The sequence below is a fragment of the Plantactinospora sp. DSM 117369 genome (assembly GCF_053764795.1).
The window spans coordinates 2,471,977-2,496,963 of the sequence record NZ_CM132446.1 but is presented as its reverse complement, the minus strand read 5'-3'; the positions used below and the strand labels follow the sequence as shown (position 1 = coordinate 2,496,963).

Genomic DNA, 24,987 nt, shown 5'->3' with positions numbered 1-24,987 from the left:
GTCGGCCGTGGCGGTCTGTCTGCCGTGCAGACGCTCGATCCGCGCGCCACTCGCGTTCAACGGGACAGGTGTCGCCCGCCTGCGTCGCCAGGAGATCGGTCTGGCGGGGTCGGGCCGCCGTCGCGCAATTTCTCCCGGAGCTTCTCGCCGTCCGGGTGCCCCAGCTCGGTGAGGATCTCCAGGGCCCGCCGCCAGATGTCGTACGCGGCCCGCGACTGGCCCTCGGCGAAGCTGGTGTCAGCTATGTGGGTCAGGGTGGTGGCCTCGTAGTAGCGTTCGCCTCCCTCACGCCAGAGCGTCAGGGCCCGGCGGTAGCACTCGGTGGCCTGCGGGTACTGGCCCAGTTGGTGGTGGGCGTACCCGAGGCTGTCCCAGGTGTGCGCCTCCCAGTAGCGGTTGCCGACCTCCTGCTGCAGCGGTAGCGCCTCCCGACAGCAGCGCAGCGCCTGTTCGTGGTCACCCAACTGGATGTGGTACCAGCCCACGTTGTTCAGCGCGTTTCCCTGGCCGGCCCGGTGGCCGGCGGCGCGGAACAGGCCCAGGGCCTGCTCGGCGTAGCGCAGGGCGAGCCGCGGCCGGCGGGCGCGTTCGGCGACCGTACCCAGATTGAGCAGGGTGCGCGCCTGACCGACGAGGTCGCCGAGCACGCGGTAGAGCCGCAGCGCGCGCCGCAGGTGTAGGCGAGCCTCGGTGTGCCGCCCCAACCGCAGGTCCGCCACCGAGAGATTGCGGTAGGCCCGGGCCTGGCCGTCCCGGTCCCGCAGCCGGCGAGCCGCCTGGAGTGCGGCATGTTGCACGAGAGCCTGGTCGTGCCAGTGGCCACGGCGGTCCAGGAATGTGGTCAGGGACCACCCCAACTGCCACACGTGGGTCTCGTGCCCGGCACTGGCGGGCTGCCGGGTGAGACTGAGCAGGACCGGGTGCTCCGCGCTGAACCAGGCCCACGCCGACTCGCGGTCGCTGATCTCCACCGTGGTGACCTCGTCGGACCGGTCCGGCAGGCGGATCGAGTCGCGGTGCGGGTACAGCCGGACGTCCGCCGTGTGGGCGCCGTACAGGTAGTGGTCGAACATCCGGCGAGTCGCGGCCCGCCGCCCGGATTCGGTCTCCTCGCCGCGCGCGCGTTCCCCCGCATACGCCCGGAGCAGGTCGTGCATCGCGTACCGGCCGGGGGTGTGCTCCGCGATCAGGTGCGCGTGCGCCAGTTCGGCCAACGGCGCGCGCGCCAGATGTGCTGGGACACCGGCGAGGCTGGCCGCCGCGAGCAGGTCCAGGTCCGGGCCGGGGTGCAGGCTGAGTAGCCGGAACAGCCGCGCCGCCGGCCCGGTCAGGGTCTGATACGACCAGGAGAAGACGGACCGTGCGTCGGTGCTGGCATCGATCCCGGTGAACGCGTCCAACCCGCCGCGTGCCTTCTCCAGCTCCTGCGCAATCGCGGACAGCGGGAAGGTGGGATGGCTCGCCGCCCGGGCGGCCACGATCGCCAGGGCTAGGGGGAGTCCGGCGGACCGGGTGACGATGGCCGCCACCGCCTGTGGCTCGGCGGCCACCCGCGCCGTACCGAGCCGGCGGGTCAGCAACTGGTGCGCCTCGTCGGACGAAAGCAGCCCGAGCGTGAGTGGATGCGCGCCGTCGCTGGCGACCAAACCGGTCAGCCGACTGCGGCTGGTGACCAGCGTGAGACAGCCGGGACCGCCGGGCAGCAGTGGCCGGACCTGTTCGGCGTCACGGGCGTTGTCCAGCACCATCAGCACCCGGCGACCCGCCAGGAGGGTACGCAGCAGGGCCGACGCAGCGGCGGCACCGGCCGGTAGCTGCCGAGCCGGTACGCCGAACGCGTCCAAGAATCCGCGTACCGCCTCGCCGGGATCCAGCACAGAACCAGTCGGGTGGTATCCCCGCAGGTCAACGTACAACTGTCCATCGGGAAACCGCTCGGCGACCCGGCGGGCGAAGTGGACGGCCAACGCCGTCTTTCCCACTCCGGCGGTCCCCGACAGCATCGCCAGCGCCGTCGTGCCTGATCGGGTGGCCGCCTCCAGCAGACCGAGTATCTCGGCGAGCTGCGCGGTACGGCCCGTGAAGGCGTACGGCTGCGCCGGCAGTTGCGCCGGAACCGGATGCACGGGCGCTGGCCGGGGCTGCGGGCCGGGCATCGGCCGCAGGAGCGGGGTAATCGTCGGTACCGAGCCCAGCCGCCGATCGCCGTCGAGAATCGCCCGGTGCAACTCGGTCAGCTCCGGTCCCGGCTCGATGCCAACTTCCCGGACCAGCAGCCGCCGCGCCCGTTGGTACACGTCCAGCGCCTCGGCTCGGCGGCCCGCGCGATACAGGGCGAGCATGAGCTGTCCCTGCGCCCGTTCCCGCAGCGGTTCCTCCGCGATCAGCGCGGCGATCTCGTCGACCAGCTCTGGCCCACGCCCCAGCGCGAGCTCGTGCGACAGGCACTCCTCTTGCAGCCTGCGGCGCTCCTCGTCCAGCCGGGCCGCAGTCGTCTCGATCAGCCGCCCGGTCACCCCGGTGAAGGCTGGCCCGCGCCACAGCGCCAGCGCCTGCCGTAGCTTCGTGACCGCGCCGGCGAGGTTCCCCTCCGTGGCCAGGGACCGGCCCGCGCGTACCCGGTCGGCGAAGACCCGCAGGTCGACGTCGTCGTCCCGGATCCGCAGCGCGTACCCGCCTGGCTCGGTGGCGATCAGCACGGCCGGTCCAGACATGCTGGCCAACCGCCCCCGCAGCGTCGACACGCAGTTGCGAACGGCCTTGACCGCGGTCGGCGGGGGCCGATCGTCCCAGAGCGCCTCGACCAGTCGCGACACCGGCACGACCTGACAGGTGTCGAGCAGCAGGGCCGCGAGGATCCGCTGCTCCCGTGACCCGGCCAGCTCCATCCGGCCACCGTCGAGCTGGACTTCCATCGGTCCCAGCACCCGAAACCTCACGCAGCCCACCCTGGTCCGCTATCGGAGCGAACTCGCCGTACCCCGAGCTGACCCCGGCTCGCGGGCGGCTCGTCCATTCAGAAACGCGCCACGCCTCCCGGGCGATTGTCGCACCGCGGAGAAGCCGTGTGTGCCTACTTCATGGCTGAGAGTCGCTACCTGGGGCCGATCCGCTACGACCGGCGTGGTGGAGACTCGTGGACGATCTGGACGGCGCGGGAAACGAGGTCGTCGACGTCGGGACGACCGGTGGTCGCGATCAGCGGCGACCCGCCCGGGCACGCGTGGCGGCGGCCCTGACGACGACAAGTCCCGGGACATCCCGCGCTCCCTGGTCCCGCGGATCAGCGGGTAGCGCAGAACACGTACCGGTTGAGGCTGAAGAAGTAGTCGGCACCGAACTCCAGCATCGTGGTCACGGCGCTTCCCCTTCCATCCGGCCCAGTTAAGGCGCTCGCTTCGCTCGCGCGGGTCCGGCGACCGCCGGGCACGTCACTCGCATGCGCTCCGGTACGCCGATCATGTGCGGTTCCACGGTCAGCTGGGTCCCGGTCGACCAGCCACCCCCGGCAGCGGCCCCGTCCCGGCTTCTCGACCGGGGCGGTTCAGGCACCCGCACGGGTGAACGTCACATGGGTGACTCCGCTGGGCGAGGAGGTGGCCTCGACCTGGTAGTCCTTCTCGATGCCCTCCAATCCGTCCCAGCGGCGTACGCCTCGGCCGAGCAGGATCGGGACCACCACGATGTGCATGTGGTCGACGAGCCCGGCAGCGAGGAAGTCACGGATCACGGTGGGACCTCCGCCGATGCGTACGTCCAGGCCGCCCGCAGCCGCGCGGGCCGTCTGGAGCGCCTCGGCCGGCGAGGCGTCGATGAAATGGAAGGTCGTGCCGCCCGCCATCTCGATCGACGGGCGCGGATGATGGGTGAGGACGAAGCGCGGTGTGTGAAACGGCGGGTTGACACTCACGCGCCCTTCCACTCGGGGTCCTCGTGCCATCCGCCGCGCAAGCCGCGACTTCCGCCACCTGTTCCCGTATCCGCCCCAGCAGGCCGGCTACAACAAGCGGCTACGGGCCGCGTCCGGACTGATCACTTGCATGATCCGCATGCTGGCGACCGACACCTCGCTGTGGAGCGACGACGTGTGGGTGGTCGACTCGACGCCTGTTGGCTGCGGCTGCTCGAGGGAGACGGCCAAACGCTCGGACCTGGCCGGCTGGGCCCAGTACGGTTACTGTGCGTCGCAGTCGCTGGATACTTGCTTGGGCAAGCAACTTTGGATGGGTTCGACGAGAGGTTTAGCCGTCCCGCGTCCATCGACATCGCCGCAACGACCGGAGGTACTGGCATGAATCGCATGAATCGTCTCGAGGGGCGCGCTGCACTGGTCACGGGCTCGACGAGCGGAATTGGGCGCGGTGTGGCGGAGGCGATGGCCCGCGAGGGCGCCATCGTCGTCGTGACCGGACTTGGCTCGGAGCGCGGTGCTCAGATCGTCGACGGAATCGTCGCGGAGGGCGGCATCGCCCACTTCGTCGAGGCAGACCTCTCTGCGGGTGGCTCCGAGGTCCGCCGCCTTGCACAGGAGGCGACGGCCCTGGCGGGTCGGCCGATCGACATCCTGGTCAACAATGCGGCCTTTCTCGTGCCGCCTCACCCCATGACAGAGTCGACCGAGGAACAGATCGACCAGGTGCTGGAGGTCAACATCAAGGCCCCGTTCCTTCTGACGGCGGCCCTGGTGCCCGCGATGGTGGAGCACGGCGGCGGATCGGTGATCAACATAGGCTCGATCGGCGGCGTAGAGGGAATCAAGTTCACCTCGCTGTACGGTGCCAGCAAGGCAGGCCTGCACTCGCTGACGAGGTCGTGGGCCGCGGAGTTGGCCGCCGACGGCGTGCGGGTGAACACCGTCGCCCCCGGACCCACCATCACGGAGGGGAACGAAGACCTCCGCCCCCTCCTGGAGAAGCTCGCCGAGAACAACCCGGACAGGCGTACGGGCAGCGTGCAGGATACCGCCGCGGCTGTGATCTTCCTTGCCAGTGAAGACGCGTCACACATCCACGGTGTACTCCTCCCCGTGGACGGCGGGGCCCTCGCGACCTGAGAGGGCGGTTACGGAGATTAGGCCCGTTTCAGGGCGAGCGTGAATATTCCGGGCTGACTCTCCGTGAGTATGTTGCGGCTGACCAGGCGTTTCAGCTTTGCGCGGGTGCCTTCGACGTGTTTTGGAGCGGCGTCGATGTCGAGAGCGAGGCAGATGTCTTTGGCGCCACGGACGGAATGTGGGTTCCGTCGTCGCCGGTGAACGAACCGGTGCAGGACCAGCGCCTGGCGGTCGTTCGGATACCGAGATCCCTGACGTCGCTACAGTGTCGCAGGGGCCCTGTTGGGCCTCCGGCGCACGCTCCTGGCTCGGATGAGAGGGCGTGATCGCGGATGAGTCGGGTTCGAGGCCCGTGGTTTGGACGGGCGTGTCGGGTCGTCCTTAGGCTTCGTGGTCATGACCGGGTCTTCTGCCATGTTGATGTTCGCCGCGCTGCTAGACCGGTCGGTGGCCCGGATCGGGGAACTAACGGCCGATGGTCGCTACTTCGATCGGCAGGCTGTCGCCCGAATCGCGGACGTCTGGGACAACAACACGTTCCCACTTTTCAAGACGGTGCTTAGCCGTCCGGGATGGTTGCGTGAGCGGCGTGCGAGGGCCGCGCTCGTGTGGATGGCAGACCTGGGACGCGGTCGAAGCCTTGTAGTCCAACCGGTACGTCCTGGTCGAGGCGTTGCGCCGTAACTCCCGCGAGATCGTCGATGGGTCCCGGCCGAGGCGGCGTGCGATCTCCCGAACACCGATGCCCTGCGCCCGCGACAGCGCGATGTCCTCGCGTTCACTGAACGACAGATATCGGCCCGACACCGTCGGCGGCAACGCAGGCTTCACGCCGCCAGCGTGCCGGAACCACCGGATCCCGACCGGCGAGGACACGCCAGCCGCCGAGGCCGCGTCCTCAGTCATCACACCGGATCGGATCGCAGCCCAGAACTTGACCCGGTCCTCACGCCACGCCACCGTCGGACGCCCCGGCGAAGGCATCTGACCCCGATACTCCCGAACCTGCTTCTGCCTCGGCCCGCACGCCATCGCTCCACCTCTCCGACGAGGTATTGCGACGACCGGTTGAATCCGCCCAGTACACCAGTAGCGACTTCGCCGAGGCCTGCCAACGGCACGGCATCCGCCGCGCGATGGGACGCATCGGCTCGTCGTACGACAACGCCCTGGCCGAGGCGTTCTTCGCCACCCTCAAACGCGAACTCGACGTCGACCACCGCCGCTGGGCCACCGAGGCCGACGCCCGCCGGGACGTCTTCCGCTGGATCGCCTTCTACAACCACCGACGCCGCCACTCCGCACTCGGCTACCTCAGCCCTGCCGACTACGAACAGATCCTCACACCCACTACGCTGCATCAAGTCGCGGCGTAAACCCGGTGTCCACATCCCGGGGGGAGCCTCAGCGTGCCGGGCAGCAGAAGGCTGGCCTGGTCGTCGGGTGCCTGTTCGGCAACCTCGCCCTGGAAGTCAGCAGCCAGGCCGCGGAGATCCGCAGCCGGCTCCAGGAGATCTTCGAGGCAGATCGACCTGATCGAGCGGGTGGTCGTCGAGGCGAAAGACCTTGGCCAGGCCAGCGCTTCGGTCGACCCGCACGACGCCGCACGGTCCATCGTCGCCCAGATCGAGGGACGCGTGCTGCTCGCGAAACTGCTCAACGATCCAACGCAACTCGATGCTTTGTGGGGTAATTGCCTGGACCTGTTGCAGGTGCAGGCGCAACCGCAGGTGCCACCGCAGGCGCAACCGGCGGCGAACTGACCAGATGGAGTACGGGTATGAAAGAGTTTCTGGTGGAGCTCGTCACGAACGTCCCAGAGGGCACTGACCCGGCCGAGGTCGATCGACGCCGTGCCGCCGAAAAGGTCCGTGCCGGGGAACTGGCCGCAGCCGGTCACCTGGTGCGGCTGTGGCGCCCCGTCGGCGAGTTGCGCAGCATCGGGCTGTGGCGCGCAGCCAACGAGGCCGAGCTGCACGAAAAGGTACTCGGGACTCTGCCGCTGCGCCCGTGGATGACACCCGCCATCACCGAGGTGGAGCCCCACCCCAACGACCCGGGCAAAGCCGACGCGCCCACGTGACCGGCCCACATGATCCGGCACCCGCTGCCACTGTTTGCGACGCGCGATGGCTCGTCGCGCCTCATGGCCAGGAGCACCTTGATGAGGACGGCCGCACGGCACTGCGGCGCTGCGGCGCCGGAACGCTGCGGCGCCGGAGCGCTGCGGCGCCGATCAAGGTCAGTGCTCCTTGCTGATCCGGGACACGTGGTACTGGCGGATCCGCCAGGTACCTCCGCTGAGTTGAAGGACCAGCGACAGGTGCACCGGGGCCTCCCAACCTGTCGGGTCCCGGAAAGTGACGTCCGCGAACCCCCCGGCTACTTCCTGCCCGATCGTGTACGTGTGTAGCAGGGTCACCTCGGCATCGCGGTTATCAGGCACCGACTCGTAATAGTCGTGCACCGCGTCTCGGCCGACCACGACCTCGGGCCCGAAGCCCTGGAAGAGGGCATCCGGAGTGAACAGGTCGGCCATGGCGTCCACCTGGTGGCCGTCGAACGCCGCCTTCCAGCGGGCCAGCACTTCTTCCATCGGCTCACTCGTCATATTTCCGGGCCTCGTCTCTCCTCGTTGTCGATGTGGAGTCCTGTTGCTGGAGACCGGGGCGCGCCCCAAATAGGCCGGAAGCCACGTCCCAGACAGGCCGGAAGCGCAGCGAGCCAACTCGGCACCCAAGTCGCGCAGGGCGCTCTCGTCGGCAGTCGCCCAGCTGGTTGTCCCAGTACGCGCGCCCAACCGAAACCAGCAGCTCCCGGCTGTGGGATATGTTGTCAACCGGTCTACTACACATAGCCGTGTCATCGAACAGCCACGCCACGATGTAACGAGCCAGGTTGCTTCCAGTGAGTGGCCATGGTGTGACGAACTTTGAGGCACACCCTCCCGACGTTGGGGCGCGCCGGCCAAAAGGCGTCTTCCTTCCCTCACGAGGGTGAGATGGGGGCCAAACGGCTGCGGGACGCGACGCTCGCCTGAATGCTCGACGAGCGTGGCCCGTACTCCACCAGGCGGGAGCGTGCCGAACACCGATCCCTGGCGGGTCCGTGCGCAGGCCCAGTGGCGATCGTCAGGGAGAGGATCAGACATGTCGACGACCCCGTACTCCGACGCCGCCGAGCGAACGCGCAAGATGCCCATGGCCCCCGTGCCGCAGGCCGCCCAAGGGCCCGAGAACTCCAAAGCCGGCTATGCCCTGCAGGAGATCGCCGACGGCGTCTTCTTCCTCGGTGAGGGCATGTACAACATGATGTTCGTGGTCACGGACGAGGGCGTCATCGCCGTCGACGCGCCACCCACCCTCGGCCACAACATCCTCCGAGCAATCGGCAGCGTAACCAACCGCCCCATCACCCACGTCGTCTACAGCCACCAGCACTCCGACCACGTCGGAGCGATCTCGGTCTACCCCGACGACGTGCCACGCTACGCCCACCGGATCACCGCGGAACGGCTCAAATTACTCGACGACCCGAACCGCCCCATGCCGACACATGTATTCGACGACACCCTGACGATCGACGCAGGAGACCACAGCCTGCAACTCGACTACAAGGGCCCCAACCACGCCGAAGGAAACATCTTCATCTTCGCCCCGAAGCAACGCGTCCTAATGCTCGTAGACGTAATCTTCCCCGGCTGGGTGCCCTTCTCGAACCTCGCGGTCTCCGCGAACATCCCCGGCTACGTCAACGCCCACGAGCAGGCACTCACCTACCCGTTCGAAAAGCTAATCGGCGGGCACGTCAACCGACCCGGCACCCCGGACGATGTAAGAACCCAGATCGAATACATAAACGACCTACGTTCCACTACCGAAGCAGCACTCTCCTCGGTCGACCTGAACGAGATCATGGCCCCAATCGATACCGCCAACGCCTGGGCCGTTTTCAAATCCTACCTAGACGCCGTGGCCGCCAAAGCCGCCGACGACCTCGTACCACGATGGAAAGAGCGCCTAGGCGGCGCAGATCTGTTCACACTGCCGAACGCCTGGACGATGGCCGAAGCCCTACGCCTGGACTACAACAGCATGGGCCCATTCGGCATCGTCCCATGAGTTTGCCCTCGTACAACCTGGCCGGCAGAGGCCACCTCCAGGCTTACTCATCTGGCACCCCTCTGTGTCATCCATGAAGGAGTGGGGTCGGTCAAGTCGGGGGTTTTGGGCTGGTTGGTTCGGTGTTGAGGGTGGGCGTGGGCGCGTTGGTGTGCCGCCTCCTGTTCTGTGGCGGTAATGGTGTGGGGTGTGGTCGTGATCGCCAGGTTCCGGGTGATGCCGGAAGGGCAGGCCGAGGGCTCGGCTGCCGGTCATCCATCCGCCCCGCCGACGGGGGGCATGGTGATGTACGACCGTGACCGGACGGGGTCAATCAAGCAGGCGACCACACCGCCGGCCGACGGGGGTCAGACACAGAACGACCCGCGTCCGGTCACGTCCGAGCCCGCTCACGCCGCCACTTTCGCCAGGGCGCGGATGTGCCCGTCGCGGAGGCCGTAGTAGACGTAGGTGAGCAGTTTGCGGGCCACCGCGACGGTGGCGATGTTGCGGCCTCGCCGTTCGGCGATCCGGGTATGGGTCTCGGTGAGCCAGTCGGCGTTGCGGGCGCCCTGGGCGGCTGCGACCGCGGCCCACCGCACCAGAGTCGAGGCTTGTTTGGTGATCGGTCCACGTCGTATCACGGTTTCGGACTCACGGTGCTTCGGCGTCAGCCCGGCCCACGACGCCAGGTGCGCCGGGGCGCCGAAGCGGGTCACGTCGCCGATCTCGGCGACGAAGATCGCGGCGAGAGTGGAGCCCACGCCGGGCACTTTCTGCACGGCCCGGAACCCGGCGTGACCGGCCAGGGCCGCGCGCAACGGTCCGGCGACCGCGCTGATCTCGAAGTCGATGCCGTCGATCAGCCGGAGTAGTGAGTTGACGCGCAGCCGATACGCCGCGTCCAGCGGAGCGGTGGTGAGCCACCGCCGGCCGGCGACGCCGAAGAGATCCGAGACGTGCGGGTGCAGGCCCTGTTTGGCCAGTACCGCGTGCACGGATGCTTTCAATCCGCTGCGCCAGGCGACCAGCTTGGCCCGGTGCCGCACCAGCTCCCGCAGCTCGCGGATCGCGGGCGGGGCAATCCAGGCCTCGGGCAGTCGGCCCATCCGCAGCAAGTCCGCCAGATCCGCCGCGTCCCGGACGTCGTTCTTGACCCGCCGGTAAGCGAACCCCTTCACCCCCAGCGGGTGCGCCAGGTGCACCTGGGCGCCGGCATCGGTCAGGACATCGGCCGCCCAGTACCAGCCGTAAGCGGCTTCCAGCACAACCTGGGGATGCTCGCCGGCCTTTGCGATTTCCGCCGCGAGTGCCATCGGATCGTTGTCGATACGGACGCTGTCCAGCCGTTCGCCGGCCTCGGTCATCCGCACGAGCACCGACCGACGCCGATGCAGATCGATACCCACAACCTGCGGGCCGTCGTACTCTGCCTCCATGGTGGGGCCTCCTTCGTCGTCTGACGTGAGCACCCCGAGCATCCCGCCGGGAGTCATGAAGGAGCGAGGCCCCGCTCCTTCATGCCATCAAGGAACACCGACCAACGCTCCGACCAGCGACGACGCGAAGGCCGCAGGTCGACCCGGAGCCGATACGTGCAGGTCAGAGCGGTTGAGCGCCGGTCGACGCCCGCGGGAGCGCAGACCTGCTCCCAATCTGCTCCCCCAACAACGTCCACGACTTCAGGAGTGACATCAGTCGGGCCAAATCAGTGCAGCCGTCCCGCCGCCCCGTGTACCGCGGATATCCGCCCCCGAACGACGCCGACGCGCCGCGCCAATTCCGGCCCGAGCCGTCACGCAGACCGCGTTGCCAGTGCCCTGATCGAGCGACCCTCGAGCACCCAACTACAGGCATGTCCATTGGACTTCTACGCCACGCATGCGAACGCCTACCTTTCGTAGTGCCCGGTCGTCAATCCGACTATCTCAGACCGGCTGCTGCGCCTACTGCCAGCCACGCACCGCACCGCCCGCGGCGAGGAACTGCTCGGACTGCTGCTGGACCTCGACCACGGCCGCCGACACCCGAGCCGGCACGAGACACTGAACATCATCGCCCTGGCAATCCGGCTGCGACTCACGACGCCCGTCACCACCGCAGCCCTCACCACCGGACTCAGTGCCCTGCTCATCGCCGCCGGCACCCAACCCGCCGGTGACACCCTGGACCTGTTCACCGGCGCCGTCCTCGCCACCGACATGCCGGCCATCATCTCCAGCTGGCCGCAGATAGTCGTCCTCGGCCTGCTGCCCCTCGCACCGCTGATCGCCTGGCTGTGCGGCGCGACCCGGACCGCCCTCACCCTGCAAGCAATCTTCCTGACGGTCACCGCTGGTTGGTTCGTCATCGACGTGCCGGGCGGTGCCGGCATGGGAATCAACCCCGGCCAACAACTCTTCGCGTACGCCACACCGGTCCTGATCCTCGTCCTGCTCGCGATCGCCGACCGCGAGCGGTGGACCATACCCCGACCGCGCCTGTTCTGGTGGACCCTCGTCCCGCTCGGGATCCTCGCCTGGAAAGGCACCGGAGAATGGGGACGCCACGGCGTGTACGTTCTCGACGCCGTGCCGACGGTCCTCGGGATCCTCACCGCCGCCACCGCCGCTGCCGGAGCCGCCTGCGCAGTCCGCCACCACCGGCCCGCCGTCATCATCGGCGCCGGACTCACCGGCTTCATCGCCGGATGGCTCATCCCCGACCCGCTGCTCTCCAACACGGCGATGCAGCACTTCGACCGTCAGCCGCTACCACTGGCAATCCTCATCACGGCGATCGCTGCCACCGTCCCGGCGCCGAGTCGGCGACGCAGGCCCGAGACGTACGTGTGCAGCTGACCGCGTACCGTGGCCGGCCACGTCTCGCCCCAGGTGAGGTCGATCAGCCGCTCCTCCGGCACCACCCGGCCCGCCTGCAGCAGCAGCGCGGCCAGGATCGTACGCGGCTTGGGACCGCCCAACGGCAGCGGCACACCGCCCTCGTGGACCGCGACCGGCTCCAACAGGCGGTAACGCCGTCCCTCGCTCCGGTCGGTGTCCACCGCGCCACCACCGATCAAGTCTGGCCCACCACCCCGGTCCGTTCCCGAGCTCCGAGCATCGGCGGCGTCCGGCGCCGGCACCACCGCTCATCGGCATCGCCGTCGCACTTTACGACGTCGACGTGGTCCTCCTCCGGCCCCACCAGGTCGACGCCCACGGCTGGCGGTTAAGTTGCTCCCGGTTCGACATGTGATCTGCTACAAAGACCAGGTCAGCCGAAGGCGCCGGCTCCCGGACGCACGCTAGCTTTGCGCAGTGCGTGGGTATCGGGTCTGCGTCCTCGGACGGATCGAGTTGAGCGTCGACGGGACGGACGTGACGCTCGCCCCGCTGCAACGGGCACTCGTCGGGAGCCTGGCAGCCCACCATGGACGCGTCGTCTCCGTCGACCGCCTGATCGACGGTCTCTGGCCGGATCACCCGCCCGCCGGGGCACGCAACCGGGTCCAGGCGGTCGTCGCCTCGGTCCGGCGCGGTGCGACACCCGAGCTGATCCTCACCAGGTCTCCCGGCTACCAGTTGAACGCCGCCGTGGTCGTGGACGCGGCGGAGTTCGCCGCCGACGTGCAGGCCGCCGCGGCCGCCACCGATGCCCGGCGAGCCGTGGAGCTGCTCGACCGGGCGTTGGCCCGCTGGCGTGACGACGCGTACGTCGACGTCGGCGCGAAGCTGGTCGAGGTCGATCGGGACCGGCTGCACGAGCTTCGCGAACACGCGAACGAACTCCGCGTCGAGGTCTTGCTCTCGCTCGGTCTGCACCAGGAGCTCGTACCGGAGCTGACCACGCTGGTCCGTGACCGGCCGCTGCGGGAGCGGCTGCGTGGCCAGCTGATGACGGCCCTGCACCGCAGCGGCCGGCAGGCCGAGGCGCTCGCGGTGTACCGGGACGCCGCCCGGATGCTCGCGGAGGAGCACGGCATCGACCCGGGACCGGAGCTGCGGCGGCTGCACCGGGAGATCCTCGTCAGCGAGCAGGAGACGTCGCCCCGGGCGTGGGTACGGCCCAACCAGCTCCCCGGCCTCGCCGGTAACTTCGTCGGCCGGGACAAGGAGCTCGGCCTGCTGCTGTCGCTGCTGGGGCGCACCCCGTCCGCCGCCGGGGCCGCCCAGGTCATCGTCGTGACCGGGCTCTCGGGTACGGGCAAGACCACGCTGGCGCTACGCGCGGCGCACGAGAGCCGTCACCGCTTTCCCGCCGGGTGCCTCTACGCGGACCTGCGTGGCAACACCGCCGACCCAGCCCGGCCCGGTGCGGTGCTCGGCGCCTTCCTGCGCGCCCTCGGCGTGGCCGGGGAGTCCATCCCGGCCGAGGCCGAGGAACGCGCGGCGCTCTACCGGTCCATGCTCACCGACCAGCCCATGTTGGTGATGTTGGACAGCGCCGCGGACGCGACGCAGGTACGCCCGCTGCTGCCACCCGCCCGGAGCAGCGCTCTCGTCACCAGCACGGCGACGCTCCCCGAGCTGCCGGGCACCGAGGTCGTCCCGGTCGACGTCCTGCCGCTCGACGACGGGCTGGACCTGCTGGCCAGTGTCGCCGGAACCGAGCGGATCAACCGGGAGGCCACGGCGGCCGCCGAGGTGGTCGAGCTGTGCGGGCGGCTGCCGCTGGCGTTGCGCATCGCCGGCGTGCGACTGGCCGAGCGGGAGGCGATGACCGTCGCACGGCTGCGCGACCGGCTGCGCGACGAGCGGCGCCGGCTCGACGAGCTGTCGCTCGGCGACCTCGACGTACGCAGCAGCTTCAGCGTCGGGTTCGAGCGGTTGCCGGCGCCGGCCGCGCACCTGCTCACCGTGCTGGGCCGTACCTCGCTGCCCAGCTTCGGGATGTGGGACGAGGCCACCGAGCGGCTGTTGGAGCAGCTGTGCCATGCCCACCTGCTAACTCCCGATCCCGACGGCAGGGTCCGGATGCACGACCTGATCCGGCTGCACGCCCGGGAACGCTCCACCGTCACCGCCGGGCAGCTGCTCGACTGGTACGGACGGCTGCACGCGTACGCCGAACGCGCCGACGCGTCGCTGCCCTGCAAAGTCCTGCCGGTCGCGGACGTGACGTCCACGATCGACGCCTGGGAGGCCGTCGACTGGTTCGAGGCGGAGCGGGAGAACCTGGTCGCGGCGGTGCACGACCTGCTGGGGTTGGACGCGGTCGACCTGGCCGGGCGGTTGGCCTGCACGATGGGCAACTTCGCGATCATACGCAGCCAGCACCTGCCCGAGTTCGCCGACTGCCTGCGGGACGTGCTCGAGCGGGAAGCCGACCTGCCCCTGCCGACCCTGACCTCGCTGCGGCTGTGCCTCGGCACGGCCTACCGGATGGTGAACCGGCACGCCGAGGCCGTGCCGCTGCTGCGCGCGGCCCACCGGGACAGTCCCGCGTCGATGGTGGCCCACCGGCTCGCCGCGCTGCACGGCTACTCGCTGTGCTGTCGTACGCTCGGCCGGGTACGGGAGGCGGACGCCGCGCTGCTGCTGATGGTGCGGTCGTGCGCCACGCATTGGCCGGTCGGCCCGGTGGGCGGGCACGTGCTGCTGACCCTCGGTGAGCAGCACGGGCAGTACCAGCTCACCTCACCGTTCGCCCACGCCGCCTTCACCGCGGCCCTGCGGCACTTCGAGGACGGTGGCGACCTGTGGGGCGAGGCGCTAGCGCGGGAGGGCCTCGGGCTGCTGCACCGGCACGCCGAGCAGTGGCCGCAGGCCCTGGAGCACCTGGGGCGGGCGGTGACCGCCGCTCGGCGGCTCGGTGACCGGCTGAGCGTGACCACCGGCGAGCAGGCGCTGGCCGCCACGCACCTCGCCGCCGGGGACATCGGCTCGGCGCGCCGACTGCTGGCCCGCACGGTGCCGGCGTTCCGGGAGATGCGCTACGAGTGGGGCGAGGCGATCTCCCGCCGACTGCTCGGCAAGGCACACCTCGAGGAGGGCGACGCGGGTCGGGCCGTGGTCGAGCTGGAAGGCTCGGTAGCGATGCTGCGCGGCATCGGGCAGCCGTTCCCGCTCGCGAACTCACTGAGCCTGCTGGCGCGGGCTCAGGCCGCTCTGCGAAGGCACGACCGGGCCGTCGCCCTCGGCGAGGAGGCGCTGCGCATCTTCGAGCACTTCCACGCCGCGCAGGTCGATGAGCTGCGGGAACGACTCGCGCGCTGGCGGAGCGCAGCGCACGCGCAGTAGAAGCGCAGGGCGCGCGCAGCGGCGACTCGCAGAGTGGTCGGCAACCACCCACAAAGGAGGTCTGCCATGACCAGGATCATCACCCGCGTCGGCGACGCCGTCCTCGGCAAGGTGCTCGGCCGCGAGGAGGCCGGTGCCTGCGTGCCCGAGCACGGCCAGGCCTGTTCGTGCGTCGCGTCCAACGGCTACTGCTCGGGCGGCAGCTACTTCCGCTACTACCGGCAGGGCTACTACAACTGCAACGGCGCGTGCGTGACCAGCACGTCGCGGTCGGTCTGCTACGTCAAGAAGGTCGGCGCCTGCTGACCCGGGGTTCCCGTCGGGGGCCGCGTCGTCCGGCGCGGCCCCCATCCCTGACTCGCCGAGGAGTTCCCATGCCGGCTTTCGCCTACGCCGCCCTCGCTGTCATCGGCGCGGTCGCCGCGCTCAACCTCGTCCTTACCCTGGCCCTCGCCCGACGGCTGCGCGAGGTGCGGGCCGGACACGCCCACGACGGAGAGCCCGTCCCCGAGGTGCTGCCCGCCCCGGGCCTGGACGTCAGCGGCTTCCCGCACGCCGACCTGGCCGCCGGCCGGCGAACGGTGGTCATGCTGACCCCGACCTGCCCACCGTGCCAGACCCTCCTGGACACCCTCACCGCCGACGCCGAGCGCTACCGCCACGACACCCTGGTTGTCATGATCGGCACCCCGGCCGAGACGGCGTCGATGGTCCCGCGCCTGACCGGCTTCGACACCACGACGCTCTCCGAGGAACTCGCCGAGAAGGAGCTGCGGGTCAAGGGGTTCCCCGCGGTGCTGTCGGTCGTCGACGGCGTCGTCGTCGACGCCAGCCACCAGCTTCCGGTCCTGGTCTGACCGTGACCACCCTGCGAGCCGCGCTACGGCTGGGCTGCGCCGACCCGAAGGCGCTCACCGCCATGGTCGCCCTGGTCGTCGTCGGCGCGGCCCCGCCGATCGGCGTCGCCTGGTTCACCAAGCTGTTGTTCGACGAGGTGAGCAGGGGCCGCTCGGCCAGCCCGTCGACCGCGACGTGGTACGCGGTGGCGATCGCCGCTCTGGTGGCCCTGGCGGCGATCGCGAACCGGCTGTCCGGCTACTTCACCACGGCGCTGCAGCACGCCATCACGATCGCTGCCGACGTGCGGCTGTACCGGAAACTGAACGGGTTCCTCGGCCTGGCCCCGTTCGAGCGGCCCGCACTGCGCGACCGGCTGGCACTGGCCCAGCAGGCCGCCGACCAGGCGCCGTACGCGGTCGTCATGTTCACGGTCAACGTCGCCCAGAGCGTCGTCACCATCGGCGGGTTCGCGGTGATCCTGGCATCCCTCTGGGCGCCGGCCGGCCTGCTCCTGCTCGCCGTGGCCGTACCCGAGTTCCTCATCCAGCTGCGGCTGTCCCGGCACACCGCGCGGGCCGTGGAGGACAGCGCCGGCCTGTTCCGGGCCCGGTTCCTGTTCCAGACCGTGCTGACCGACCTGCGCGCCGCCCGCGAGGTGCGCCTCTACCATCTCGGCCGGTTCTTCCACGACCGGCTCACCGGTGCCCTGCGGGCGGCCAACAAGCTCGAACTGACCGCCGCGCGGCACGTCACGACGGTGCAGGCCTGCTGGGCCCTGGCCGGCGCCGCCGTGACCCTCACCGCCACGGTGATCGCGGTGAACGCCGCGATTCGCGGCCGGTTCACCATCGGCGACCTGACCCTCCTGCTGGCCGCGTTCGCCGCGGCGCAGGGCGGCCTGGCCGGCGTCGCCGGCCAACTCGGCGAGGTCGGCGCGGCCATGCGGCTGTTCCGGCACTACGTCGCCGTTCTCGACAGTCCCGTCGACCTGGCCGACGGGTCCCGGCCGGCACCGCCGCTGCGCACCGGGATCAGGTTCGAGGACGTCTGGTTCCGCTACGACGAGGACGGCCCCTGGATCCTGCGGGGCGTCGACCTCACCATCACCGCCGGCGAGGCCGTCGGGCTCGTCGGTCTCAACGGCGCCGGCAAGAGCACCCTCGTCAAGCTGCTCTGCCGCTTCTACGACCCGGTCCGCGGTCGGATCACCTGGGACGGGATCGACCTGCGTGAGCTGCGGATCGAGACGCTGCGGCGGCGGATGGGCGCGGTGTTCCAGGACTTCATGTGCTACGACCTCACCGCGGCGGAGAACATCGGCGTCGGGCGGCTGCCGCACACCTCCGGGGAGGTCGAGAACGCCGCCGTCCGCGCCGAGATCGACGACCGCCTCCGCGCGCTCCCCCACGGGTACGCCACGTTGCTCAGTCGTACCTTCGCGGACCAGGACGGCGAGCCCGGGGTGACGCTCTCCGGCGGACAGTGGCAGCGGGTCGCGCTCGCCCGGTCCCTGATGCGCGCCGACGCCGACCTGCTCATCCTGGACGAGCCCAGCTCCGGCCTCGACGCCGACGCCGAGACCCGGGTGCACGCGTCGCTGACCCGCATCCGTCACGGCCGTACCGGACTGCTGATCTCCCACCGGCTTAGCACCCTGCGCGACGCGCGGCGCATCGTCGTGCTGGACGCCGGAGTCGTCAGCGAATCGGGTACGCACGACGAGCTGATGGCGGCCGACGGCGAGTACGCCCGGTTGTTCCGGCTCCAGGCCGACGGCTACCAGCTGGCGGCGACATGACCGGCTGGCTGCGCCGCCGCTGGCGCCTGGTGGTCGTGCGCGGGCACAGCATGGCGCCGACGCTGCGCGACGGCGACCGGGTCATCGTCCGGGTCGGGCGGGCGCCGGCCGCCGGTGACCTCGTCGTCTTCCGGGCCCGTGACGTCGTACCGGAGACGGACGTGACGTGGATGGTGAAACGGGTACACCGGGTCGAACCCGACGGTGCCGTGACCGTACGCGGCGACAACTCGCACAGCCAGGACTCGCGGCACTTCGGCGCGGTGCCTCCCGAGGCGGTCCTCGGCGTGGCCAGAGGGAGGCGATGACACATGTACGTGGAGATCGGGTGCCGGGTGCTGCTCGGCGTGGTCCTGCTGGCGGCGGCGGTCGGCAAGGTCTCCGGCCGGGCCGCATTCCGCGAGTTCGCCCGGTCGGTGCGCGACCTGGGCTACCGGCCAGCCGGCCCACTCGCCGCGGCCGTGGTCGCCACGGAGTTCACCGCCGTCGTCCTGTTGGCGGTGTTCCCCCTGGCCGGCTTCCTCTGCTCGGCCGTTCTGCTGCTCGCCTTCGCCGTCGCCATCGCCACGAACCTGCACCAGGCTGGCGCCACCTGTCGTTGCTTCGGCCGCACCGCGGAACCGCTGGGCCGGCACCATGTGTGGCGCAACGCTTTCCTCATCGGCTGCGCCGTCGTCGGTGCGCTCGCACCGTCCGGCCCGGTACGCCCGGCCGAAGCTGTGGTGGCCGTCGCCGCCGCGCTGATCGCCGCCGCGCTGATCGTCATGCTGGACGAGGTGCGCTACCTGTTCGGCGCGTCCCGCCGGGCATGACGCGGACGGTTCGACGACCGTCGGCTTCAGACCCGAACCCGTGAGTAGTTGTTTCGGTTTCGCTGTCGAGTAGGTTTCGATCGATGTGGGTCGTTGCTTGTCGTGGGTAGGTACGCGGCGGGCCCGGTGTTCGCGCCGGGTTCGCGGTGCCTCCGTGTCGGTTCGGGCCGTGGGTTCGGCGGTGGTCAGGCCGCGTTTCATCCACCGCCAGACGCCCTCGGCCGGGTTGAGGTCTGGGGCGTAGGACGGCAGGCGGATCACGGTCAGCCAGGGCCGGGCGGCGAGCAGGGTGTGCATGCGGCGGCTGACGTGGGTGTTGAGGTTGTCCCAGATCAGCACGATCGGCGCGCGGAGGCGTTGATGGGCCTGGTCGAGGAAGGCGATGTAGTCGTCCTCGCTGAAGCTGCCGCGTTCACCTTCACGGCCGCGGTGTAGCCGGGTCCGCCACATGAACCGGCCTGGCTGTCCGGGCTTGACCAGGCCGGCGATCGAGACCCGGCCGGAACCCTTGCCCGAGATCTCCACCACGGGCGTGCGACCGCGTCGGGCCCAGGTCTTGCTCACCGGCGGTCGCTCGCTGCAGTGCCGTCGACCGAGGCCACGACCGTCTGCGTCGGGGTCCAGGTCGCGCCGCCGTCGGTGCTGCGGCGGACCAGCAGGTCCCGCGGGCCCGCGTCGCACACCTCGTGGCGGCCCTCGGTGGCCACGACGACGGTGTCGTCGGGAAGCACTGCCAGGCCGTGGACGTGGTAGTTGACGTGCGGGTCCACCTCCGAGTCCCAGAGTGTGGTCTCGGCGTACCACGCCGGTGTCGACTGCCCCGCGAACGCCGCGCCGGTCAGCGCGTGCGGTGCCGTCACGGCCGCGGCACCGGCGACGAGTCCCTTGGCGAACGTGCGTCTGCTGATCATCGCGTGCCTCCGAGCGGCTCGATCGCGGACTGATACGTAACAAGGAGCGTCACTGTAGGGGCCTGATCATGGCCGCAACAAGGGGTCCTGTTTCCGGCACATGACGGAAAGCCGGGCGCCGCGGTTTCGGAAACGGTGGTTCAGGGGCTCTTGTCGAGGTGGCGGCGCGTCAATACGATGCCGTGTCTATACGTATCACCTCGAGCGAAGCCAACGTTCCGGAAGGGCAGGACCATGTCCGAGCGCACCAACCGTCGCGCGTTGTTACTGGCAGGTGGCGCGGCGCTGGGAGCAGCTGCAGCCGTCGCACCATGGCAGGCGACCCCCGCCGCTGCCGACGTGCCCGACGGCGTCGTCACCCCGCAGCAGTTCGGTGCCCTGGCTGACGGGGTCCACGACGACACCGCCGCCATCCAGCAGGCCATCGACTCCCAGCGGGACGCGCCCGGCCATCCGTTCGTGCTGTTCCCGCCGGGCACATACAAGATCACCCGCACCATCGTCGTCCCCGACCTCACCGACGAGCCGTACAACCGGATCCAGCTCCGCGGCTACGGCACGATGGGCAACCGCGCGTCCACCATCAAGCAGGCCCACGCCGGCGTGGGTATGCACATCCAGAGCTCGCTGGCCGCCATCCACGGCCTGTGCTTCGAGGCGACCGTCGACCTCGACCAGGTCGGGCTGCGGTTCTCCGGCGTCGCGAACACTGACGACATGGACGGCGCGATCCTGGACTGCACGTTCATCCAGTTCGACACCGCGATCCAGCTCGTCGGCCGCGGCCTGTACTTCTCCCGCAACCTCGTCGCGCAGTGCGCCACCGGCATCAGCCTCTCCTGGCCCACCGGCAACACCGGCGGCGACGACGCCGTCCACCACCCGCCGTACGGGCTGCGGAAGTGGCTCATCACCGACAACCACTTCCACACCGTCCAGGACGCCATCGTCACCACCCCCACCAGCAACGGGGAGTACCGCAGCGCGATCATCCAGGGCAACCTGCTCGACATCGGCCGCCGGCTGTTCCGGGGCAGCCTCACCAACTCCACCATCAGCGGCAACGTCGTGGAACACGCCCAGGGCGACGCCGCGATCATCACCATCACCAGCGGCGGCCACAACCTCACCATCGCCGACAACGTCCTCGGCGGTTTCGAAATGCCGATCACCCGCAGCGCCGGCGCCATCACGTTCGCCACCGGCTTCACTCCACACAACGTCACCATCAGTGGCAACAGCTTCAACTGGACGCGGGAGACGGCGGTCCGGTTCCTCGGCGGCGCCAGCCGGGTCACCATCGCCAACAACACGTTCGACAACTGGCACATGGGCACCGACGCTCTCGGCGCGGCGATCCGGGTGGTCGGCGCCGCCACCGACACGACCGTCATCGGCAACGTCTTCTCGCCGGACGCCACCAACCGGGCGCCGCTCCGCGTCGACACGCTGACCAGGTCACACGTCATCGGCAACACGTACCCGCAGCCGAACCTGGTCGCGGTCACCACGGTGAACGACTCGCAGATCCAGACCACGCCCGGCAAGTTCAACCAGCTCGAGGTCACCCACGCGGGCGCCGACGGCAGGATCCGGGTCATCAACAGCCAGGGCACGATCGCCGCGGGCGGGAAGTACGGCTCGTTCCTGGCGGCAGGTCACCCCGGCACCGCCGGGAACAAGGGCGGCATCCGGGTGGTCGCGATAAACGACGCCGGATCCGCCGCCACCGAGTTGTTGTGCGCCACCAACAGCAGCAACGAGGTGGTCGCCATGGCCGCGAACGTCACCGGCCTGATCCCACCCGCTGACAACCTGCGGGACCTGGGCGCCGCCGACAAGCGGATGCGGGCGGTGTACACCCACCAGCTGGCGCTGGCCGAGCAAGCCCCGACCGAGCTGCCGAAGGCCACCGACAACGTCGGCGGTCTCGTTCTCATCAAGGACCCGAAGACCGGCAAGCGCACCCTGGCACTCTCCGACGGCGAGGCCTGGCACGCGGTCCCCCTGGGCGACAAGCTCTGACCACGACGACGACCGGCTCACTCCCGACGACCCGCAACCGGTCTGGCGGGGAGCGTTGGCATGGACGGTGACGGACGACCGGTGGCAGCCATGGCGGTTGCCACCGGCCCGGCTCGCCACCGCCCACGCCCTCGGGCTCGGCGGGCGGGCGCGCATGGCAGCCGGTGTCCGTGCGGTCGTGCGCACCGACGCTGCCGCGCTCGAACTTGAGACGTTCGCTGCCGACGAGGACGTGACATCGCTGGACGTCGTCGTGGACGGTGACCTGTGGCGGCGGGTGCCGCTGGCGGCGGGAGCGTCGACGAGCCACGTCGACCTGCTGCCCGGCACCAAAGTGGTGGAGGTCTGGCTGCCCCAGTTCGGCGAGCTCCGGATCGGACCCCTTGTCCTGCACCGTGCGACCGGTGCTGCCGCTGTCGCGGGGGACGGCTTGCGCTGGATCACCTATGGAAGTTCGATCGCACAGTGCCGGACGGCCGCAGGCCCGAGCGAGACCTGGCCCGCCCTCGTCGCCCGGCGCCTCGGCTGGGACCTGACCTGCCTCGGGTTCGCCGGGGAGTGTCACCTGGATCCCGTTGCGGCGCACGCAATCGCGCGGACACCGGCGGATCTGGTGTCGCTGTGCCTCGGGATCAACATCTACGGCCTCGCCAGCTTCGGCCGCAGAACCCTTGCCGAACAGGTTTCCGGCTTCATCCAGACGATCCGCGACGCCCACCCGGGCGTGCCGATCGCCGTCATGTCGCCGATCGCCTCGCCGCACCGGGAACGGCGACCCAACGCAACGGGCATGACGCTAGACGATCTATTCCAAGGGTCAGTGGTCGTGGGTCTGTCAAGTTAACTTGACACTCCCGCATCAGCCGACACTGGGTCAACGAGGATTACCTGCATATCAAGCAGATGCGGATGCTGAGCGGGCATCTCCGGCATCCGTGCAAGGATCTTCTGGTGGTCATGGAGCCGGTCCCCAGCTACGAGGAGCTGATCTGGCTGTTCGAGGCGGAGCCGGTCTATCGGTACGCGGACGACGAGCGCGACGCCGGATACCAGTTCGACTGGCGAGAGCTGTGGCCCTACACGGCAGTGACGTTCCGAACCACCCGAGCCGGATACGACATAGAGATGTACATCGAGCCGGGATACGAGGTCGTTCGGCTACGGTTGCGGACCGCCCCCGACGGAGCCGAACTGCTCGACCTGGATCTGCGTGGCGTTCAGCGTGTCGGAGTCGAACGGATCCACGGTCGCGAGCTGCTACGGGTCGATTTCCCGGATGACTCGCCGGCTTCCGCTCTGTGGCTACGGATAAAGCCTGACGTCGCGCCGCACTGGTCGTACGGCACGACAGGTTGACGTGGCTGCTGCTGTACCGGAGAGCGGCAACAGAAGCGGATGTCCGATCAGGTACGGGTTGGTCGGGCGGGCGGGTCGCCGGTAGCGCGTTTCGGTCGTTCATCGTGCGTGCGCTCGAGGTATCTCGAAACCGGCGACCCTGCCATGCCGTCTCACCTGCATGAGGGTGCGACGGATCGGCATGGTGCTCGTGGCGGTTCTGTCAGTGGCGGGCTGTTCGAACGTCTCCGGGCGCGCTCCCTACCTCACTCAGCCGGCCATTGCCTGTCCACCGGTAGACAGGCTGGCCGGACAACGCTCCGCAGACCCGTTGCCTGCGGACTTCCTGCCGGTCGCGGCCGTCCGGTGCACGTTCCGGCTTAGCGTTGCGCAGTCCGCGGGTCCGCCCTCGTCGGGCCTCACCTGGGCTACCGCGCAGCGGGCCACCGGTCCGTTCGACGACCTCGTCCGCGCGCTGCGCCTACCGCCGCCGGAGACTACCGGCGACCTGGTGTGTCCGGCCGTCTTCGTGATGCCGGTGTTGCTGGCGCTGACGGACGCGTCAGGCAACACTGTCCTGCCGGCCTTGCCGGCTACCGTATGCCGCACCCCGCTTGCCGAGGTGCAGTCGGCACTCGACGCGCTGCCGTGGGTGGAGATCGACCGTCAGCGCTGAGTTGGTCAGTGCCACGCCGATCGCGGCAGGACGGAGTACCCGCCTCGGGGATGAGTGGTGGTTGCCGGAGGTGTTGCCTGTCGGTTCGTCGGTGCTGTGGTGTGGGTGGGCGGCTCGGCTTGGGGGGAAGGCGTAGCCGGTGGAGGTGCGGTCGGGAGTCTGGTGGGGGGTGGGCCGTGTCCTGCGTCAGTTGCATGGCCTGACCGCTGGTGGCTGGCGGCTCGTTGGTGATCGGGAGGTCGTTTGTCACGTCGGGGTATCCGGCTGAGACCGGTGCGGACGGTTCTGGTCTGCCTGCTGGCAGGCACGGTATGCCTGGCTGCCGCCGCCTGTGGATCCAGCGTCGAGGAGAAGGTTGGTGGCTCGTACGCCGACCAGGTCGAGGTGGACGGTTTTCGGCTGGTGGACAGGTACGTCCGGGCGGAGGATACCGTCCTCGTCTGTGTTGGGCCGAGTGGTAGCGACGTCGCCGCCGCGGTGAAGGCCCCGGGTTTCGATTTCGGCTCATCGCCGCCAGCCGCCCCGACGGTCGGACTGCTGTTCCAGTACCTTGCTGAGGGATATCGCATCCCGTATCGAGATATGTCTTGCTAACTGAGCGTCGCGCAGCTCAAAGAGGACGTCGCCTCGTTTGACTTCTTGGGACTCGACGCCGAGGACACAAGGGCCGTGAAGAGTGGTCAATCGACGGTGCTCGAGTTGACGGTCGGTTGCCGCCAACCGGGTTGACGCCGCCTCTGGAGGGAGTTCGGTGCCCTGATCTCGGACTGGACTGCCGCAACGGTGGCGCCGACGCTGGTAGGCCGGCCCAGATCGACATAAGGGTGGTCACACATCCGGCGAGGTTGTGGTGTGCCTGGATCCCGGTTAGTGCGTTGATCTGGGGTTGTGCAGGGCGCCTCGGGCGTACTGGTGAAAGTGGATCGCATGTGAGCTGTGACCGCGAGAGTTGCAGTGACGAGCATCGTCATGTCCGGACGTCAACCGGCACCAGAGGCCGGCCACAGAGCGTGACGATTCTGGCCGGTGCGAGGCGCGCGGACGGCGGCATGAGAGTGAACACCTCGGACGCCAGGTCGACTACTTCGGCTTTCGCCGCCGGACTGCCGTTGCGGTTCACCGGGGGCGAGGCAGTGGTTGAGTCGCCCGGTTGGATGATGATGAACGGGTGAATCTGCGCCGTCCAGTGAGCTCCCGCGTGCTTGCGGTGGTTTTC

At 69.5% G+C, this 24,987-nt stretch carries 23 protein-coding genes and 3 pseudogenes; 17 read left to right on the top strand and 9 right to left on the bottom strand.

Annotation, left to right across the window (positions count from 1 at the left end; genetic code table 11):
* Positions 1-56 precede the first annotated feature (56 nt).
* Complete coding sequence (locus ACSMXO_RS11155; RefSeq protein ID WP_455417622.1) at positions 57-2,939, bottom strand: AfsR/SARP family transcriptional regulator; 2,883 nt, start codon at positions 2,937-2,939, stop codon at positions 57-59.
* Between the two features lie 605 nt (positions 2,940-3,544).
* Positions 3,545-3,910 carry a dihydrofolate reductase family protein gene (locus tag ACSMXO_RS11150; RefSeq protein WP_346263618.1) on the bottom strand — a complete coding sequence of 122 codons (366 nt, stop codon included), beginning with the start codon at positions 3,908-3,910 and terminating at the stop codon, positions 3,545-3,547.
* A gap of 58 nt (positions 3,911-3,968) precedes the next feature.
* Here ACSMXO_RS11150 and ACSMXO_RS11145 point away from each other — a divergent pair.
* Positions 3,969-4,193 (top strand): annotated as a pseudogene (locus tag ACSMXO_RS11145) (IS982 family transposase); the annotation flags it as partial.
* A gap of 107 nt (positions 4,194-4,300) precedes the next feature.
* Entirely contained in the window at positions 4,301-5,053 is a 753-nt protein-coding gene (locus tag ACSMXO_RS11140; protein WP_346263617.1) for an SDR family NAD(P)-dependent oxidoreductase, read from the top strand.
* A gap of 623 nt (positions 5,054-5,676) precedes the next feature.
* On the opposite strand, the pseudogene ACSMXO_RS11135 reads toward ACSMXO_RS11140, so the two are convergent.
* Positions 5,677-6,085: pseudogene (locus tag ACSMXO_RS11135) on the bottom strand (helix-turn-helix domain-containing protein); the annotation flags it as partial.
* Between the two features lie 23 nt (positions 6,086-6,108).
* On the opposite strand from ACSMXO_RS11135, the gene ACSMXO_RS11130 reads away from it, so the two are divergent.
* Genes ACSMXO_RS11130 through ACSMXO_RS11120 form a run of 3 tightly spaced genes read left to right on the top strand, consistent with a single transcriptional unit; the run spans position 6,109 to position 7,136 of the window.
* Entirely contained in the window at positions 6,109-6,429 is a 321-nt protein-coding gene (locus tag ACSMXO_RS11130) for an integrase core domain-containing protein (RefSeq protein ID WP_455417621.1), read from the top strand.
* Positions 6,430-6,462: 33 nt separating this feature from the next.
* Positions 6,463-6,816, top strand: coding sequence for a TetR family transcriptional regulator C-terminal domain-containing protein (locus ACSMXO_RS11125; RefSeq protein ID WP_455417620.1), 354 nt, complete (start codon positions 6,463-6,465; stop codon positions 6,814-6,816).
* 17 nt (positions 6,817-6,833) lie between these two features.
* Positions 6,834-7,136: a muconolactone Delta-isomerase family protein gene (locus ACSMXO_RS11120; protein ID WP_346263784.1), complete on the top strand. Its 303-nt coding sequence runs from the start codon at positions 6,834-6,836 to the stop codon at positions 7,134-7,136.
* Between the two features lie 159 nt (positions 7,137-7,295).
* Here ACSMXO_RS11120 and ACSMXO_RS11115 read toward each other — a convergent pair whose 3' ends face one another.
* Entirely contained in the window at positions 7,296-7,649 is a 354-nt protein-coding gene (locus ACSMXO_RS11115) for a YybH family protein (protein WP_346263783.1), read from the bottom strand.
* Positions 7,650-8,202: 553 nt separating this feature from the next.
* Here ACSMXO_RS11115 and ACSMXO_RS11110 point away from each other — a divergent pair.
* The gene (locus tag ACSMXO_RS11110; RefSeq protein WP_455417619.1) at positions 8,203-9,174 is read left to right on the top strand and encodes an MBL fold metallo-hydrolase; all 972 of its coding nucleotides are present in this window, start codon (positions 8,203-8,205) and stop codon (positions 9,172-9,174) included.
* A 389-nt stretch (positions 9,175-9,563) separates the two neighbouring features.
* Here the strand turns inward: ACSMXO_RS11110 and ACSMXO_RS11105 are convergent, their stop codons facing one another.
* From ACSMXO_RS11105 to ACSMXO_RS11095, 3 genes are all read right to left on the bottom strand, one after another.
* A complete protein-coding gene (locus ACSMXO_RS11105; RefSeq protein ID WP_455417618.1) occupies positions 9,564-10,634 on the bottom strand; it encodes an IS110 family RNA-guided transposase in 1,071 nt (356 codons plus the stop codon).
* Between the two features lie 465 nt (positions 10,635-11,099).
* On the bottom strand, positions 11,100-11,888 hold the full coding sequence (locus ACSMXO_RS11100) for a hypothetical protein (protein ID WP_455417617.1): 789 nt from the start codon (positions 11,886-11,888) through the stop codon (positions 11,100-11,102).
* Positions 11,889-11,896: 8 nt separating this feature from the next.
* The gene (locus tag ACSMXO_RS11095; RefSeq protein ID WP_455419219.1) at positions 11,897-12,127 is read right to left on the bottom strand and encodes an AfsR/SARP family transcriptional regulator; all 231 of its coding nucleotides are present in this window, start codon (positions 12,125-12,127) and stop codon (positions 11,897-11,899) included.
* Positions 12,128-12,452: 325 nt separating this feature from the next.
* On the opposite strand from ACSMXO_RS11095, the gene ACSMXO_RS11090 reads away from it, so the two are divergent.
* The 6 genes from ACSMXO_RS11090 to ACSMXO_RS11065 all read left to right on the top strand — a co-directional run bounded on the left by ACSMXO_RS11090 (position 12,453) and on the right by ACSMXO_RS11065 (position 18,824).
* On the top strand, positions 12,453-15,374 hold the full coding sequence (locus ACSMXO_RS11090) for a BTAD domain-containing putative transcriptional regulator (RefSeq protein WP_455417616.1): 2,922 nt from the start codon (positions 12,453-12,455) through the stop codon (positions 15,372-15,374).
* Positions 15,375-15,440: 66 nt separating this feature from the next.
* Positions 15,441-15,680 carry a hypothetical protein gene (locus ACSMXO_RS11085; RefSeq protein ID WP_455417615.1) on the top strand — a complete coding sequence of 80 codons (240 nt, stop codon included), beginning with the start codon at positions 15,441-15,443 and terminating at the stop codon, positions 15,678-15,680.
* A gap of 68 nt (positions 15,681-15,748) precedes the next feature.
* The gene (locus tag ACSMXO_RS11080; RefSeq protein WP_346263067.1) at positions 15,749-16,231 is read left to right on the top strand and encodes a hypothetical protein; all 483 of its coding nucleotides are present in this window, start codon (positions 15,749-15,751) and stop codon (positions 16,229-16,231) included.
* Positions 16,232-16,233: 2 nt separating this feature from the next.
* Entirely contained in the window at positions 16,234-18,012 is a 1,779-nt protein-coding gene (locus ACSMXO_RS11075) for an ABC transporter ATP-binding protein (RefSeq protein ID WP_455417614.1), read from the top strand.
* Entirely contained in the window at positions 18,009-18,320 is a 312-nt protein-coding gene (locus ACSMXO_RS11070) for a S24/S26 family peptidase (RefSeq protein WP_455417613.1), read from the top strand. Before ACSMXO_RS11075 ends, ACSMXO_RS11070 begins: the two co-directional genes overlap by 4 nt.
* A gap of 3 nt (positions 18,321-18,323) precedes the next feature.
* The gene (locus tag ACSMXO_RS11065) at positions 18,324-18,824 is read left to right on the top strand and encodes a MauE/DoxX family redox-associated membrane protein (RefSeq protein WP_346263070.1); all 501 of its coding nucleotides are present in this window, start codon (positions 18,324-18,326) and stop codon (positions 18,822-18,824) included.
* A gap of 240 nt (positions 18,825-19,064) precedes the next feature.
* On the opposite strand, the pseudogene ACSMXO_RS11060 reads toward ACSMXO_RS11065, so the two are convergent.
* Both ACSMXO_RS11060 and ACSMXO_RS11055 read right to left on the bottom strand, forming a co-directional pair.
* Positions 19,065-19,349, bottom strand: a pseudogene (locus tag ACSMXO_RS11060) (hypothetical protein); the annotation flags it as partial.
* Between the two features lie 35 nt (positions 19,350-19,384).
* A complete protein-coding gene (locus ACSMXO_RS11055; protein ID WP_455417612.1) occupies positions 19,385-19,735 on the bottom strand; it encodes a sialidase family protein in 351 nt (116 codons plus the stop codon).
* Between the two features lie 339 nt (positions 19,736-20,074).
* Between ACSMXO_RS11055 and ACSMXO_RS11050 the strand changes: the two genes are divergently transcribed.
* The 5 genes from ACSMXO_RS11050 (at position 20,075) to ACSMXO_RS11030 (ending at position 24,365) form a co-directional block, all read left to right on the top strand.
* Complete coding sequence (locus ACSMXO_RS11050; RefSeq protein WP_455417611.1) at positions 20,075-21,760, top strand: glycosyl hydrolase family 28-related protein; 1,686 nt, start codon at positions 20,075-20,077, stop codon at positions 21,758-21,760.
* A 55-nt stretch (positions 21,761-21,815) separates the two neighbouring features.
* The gene (locus ACSMXO_RS11045; protein ID WP_455417610.1) at positions 21,816-22,604 is read left to right on the top strand and encodes an SGNH/GDSL hydrolase family protein; all 789 of its coding nucleotides are present in this window, start codon (positions 21,816-21,818) and stop codon (positions 22,602-22,604) included.
* Between the two features lie 59 nt (positions 22,605-22,663).
* A complete protein-coding gene (locus ACSMXO_RS11040) occupies positions 22,664-23,116 on the top strand; it encodes a hypothetical protein (RefSeq protein WP_455417609.1) in 453 nt (150 codons plus the stop codon).
* 181 nt (positions 23,117-23,297) lie between these two features.
* Positions 23,298-23,771: a hypothetical protein gene (locus ACSMXO_RS11035; protein ID WP_455417608.1), complete on the top strand. Its 474-nt coding sequence runs from the start codon at positions 23,298-23,300 to the stop codon at positions 23,769-23,771.
* 273 nt (positions 23,772-24,044) lie between these two features.
* Positions 24,045-24,365, top strand: coding sequence for a hypothetical protein (locus ACSMXO_RS11030; RefSeq protein WP_455417607.1), 321 nt, complete (start codon positions 24,045-24,047; stop codon positions 24,363-24,365).
* Positions 24,366-24,987 lie beyond the last annotated feature (622 nt).

Excerpts from the sequence above, each read along its gene's own strand:
- ACSMXO_RS11140 (WP_346263617.1), top strand. The coding sequence starts at position 4,301 with ATGAATCGTCTCGAGGGGCGCGCTGCACTGGTCACGGGCTCGACGAGC.
- ACSMXO_RS11120 (WP_346263784.1), top strand. The coding sequence starts at position 6,834 with ATGAAAGAGTTTCTGGTGGAGCTCGTCACGAACGTCCCAGAGGGCACT.
- ACSMXO_RS11115 (WP_346263783.1), bottom strand. The coding sequence starts at position 7,649 with ATGGAAGAAGTGCTGGCCCGCTGGAAGGCGGCGTTCGACGGCCACCAG.
- ACSMXO_RS11110 (WP_455417619.1), top strand. The coding sequence starts at position 8,203 with ATGTCGACGACCCCGTACTCCGACGCCGCCGAGCGAACGCGCAAGATG.
- ACSMXO_RS11105 (WP_455417618.1), bottom strand. The coding sequence starts at position 10,634 with ATGCTCGGGGTGCTCACGTCAGACGACGAAGGAGGCCCCACCATGGAG.
- ACSMXO_RS11085 (WP_455417615.1), top strand. The coding sequence starts at position 15,441 with ATGACCAGGATCATCACCCGCGTCGGCGACGCCGTCCTCGGCAAGGTG.
- ACSMXO_RS11080 (WP_346263067.1), top strand. The coding sequence starts at position 15,749 with ATGCCGGCTTTCGCCTACGCCGCCCTCGCTGTCATCGGCGCGGTCGCC.
- ACSMXO_RS11070 (WP_455417613.1), top strand. The coding sequence starts at position 18,009 with ATGACCGGCTGGCTGCGCCGCCGCTGGCGCCTGGTGGTCGTGCGCGGG.
- ACSMXO_RS11065 (WP_346263070.1), top strand. The coding sequence starts at position 18,324 with ATGTACGTGGAGATCGGGTGCCGGGTGCTGCTCGGCGTGGTCCTGCTG.
- ACSMXO_RS11055 (WP_455417612.1), bottom strand. The coding sequence starts at position 19,735 with ATGATCAGCAGACGCACGTTCGCCAAGGGACTCGTCGCCGGTGCCGCG.
- ACSMXO_RS11040 (WP_455417609.1), top strand. The coding sequence starts at position 22,664 with ATGCGGATGCTGAGCGGGCATCTCCGGCATCCGTGCAAGGATCTTCTG.
- ACSMXO_RS11035 (WP_455417608.1), top strand. The coding sequence starts at position 23,298 with ATGGTGCTCGTGGCGGTTCTGTCAGTGGCGGGCTGTTCGAACGTCTCC.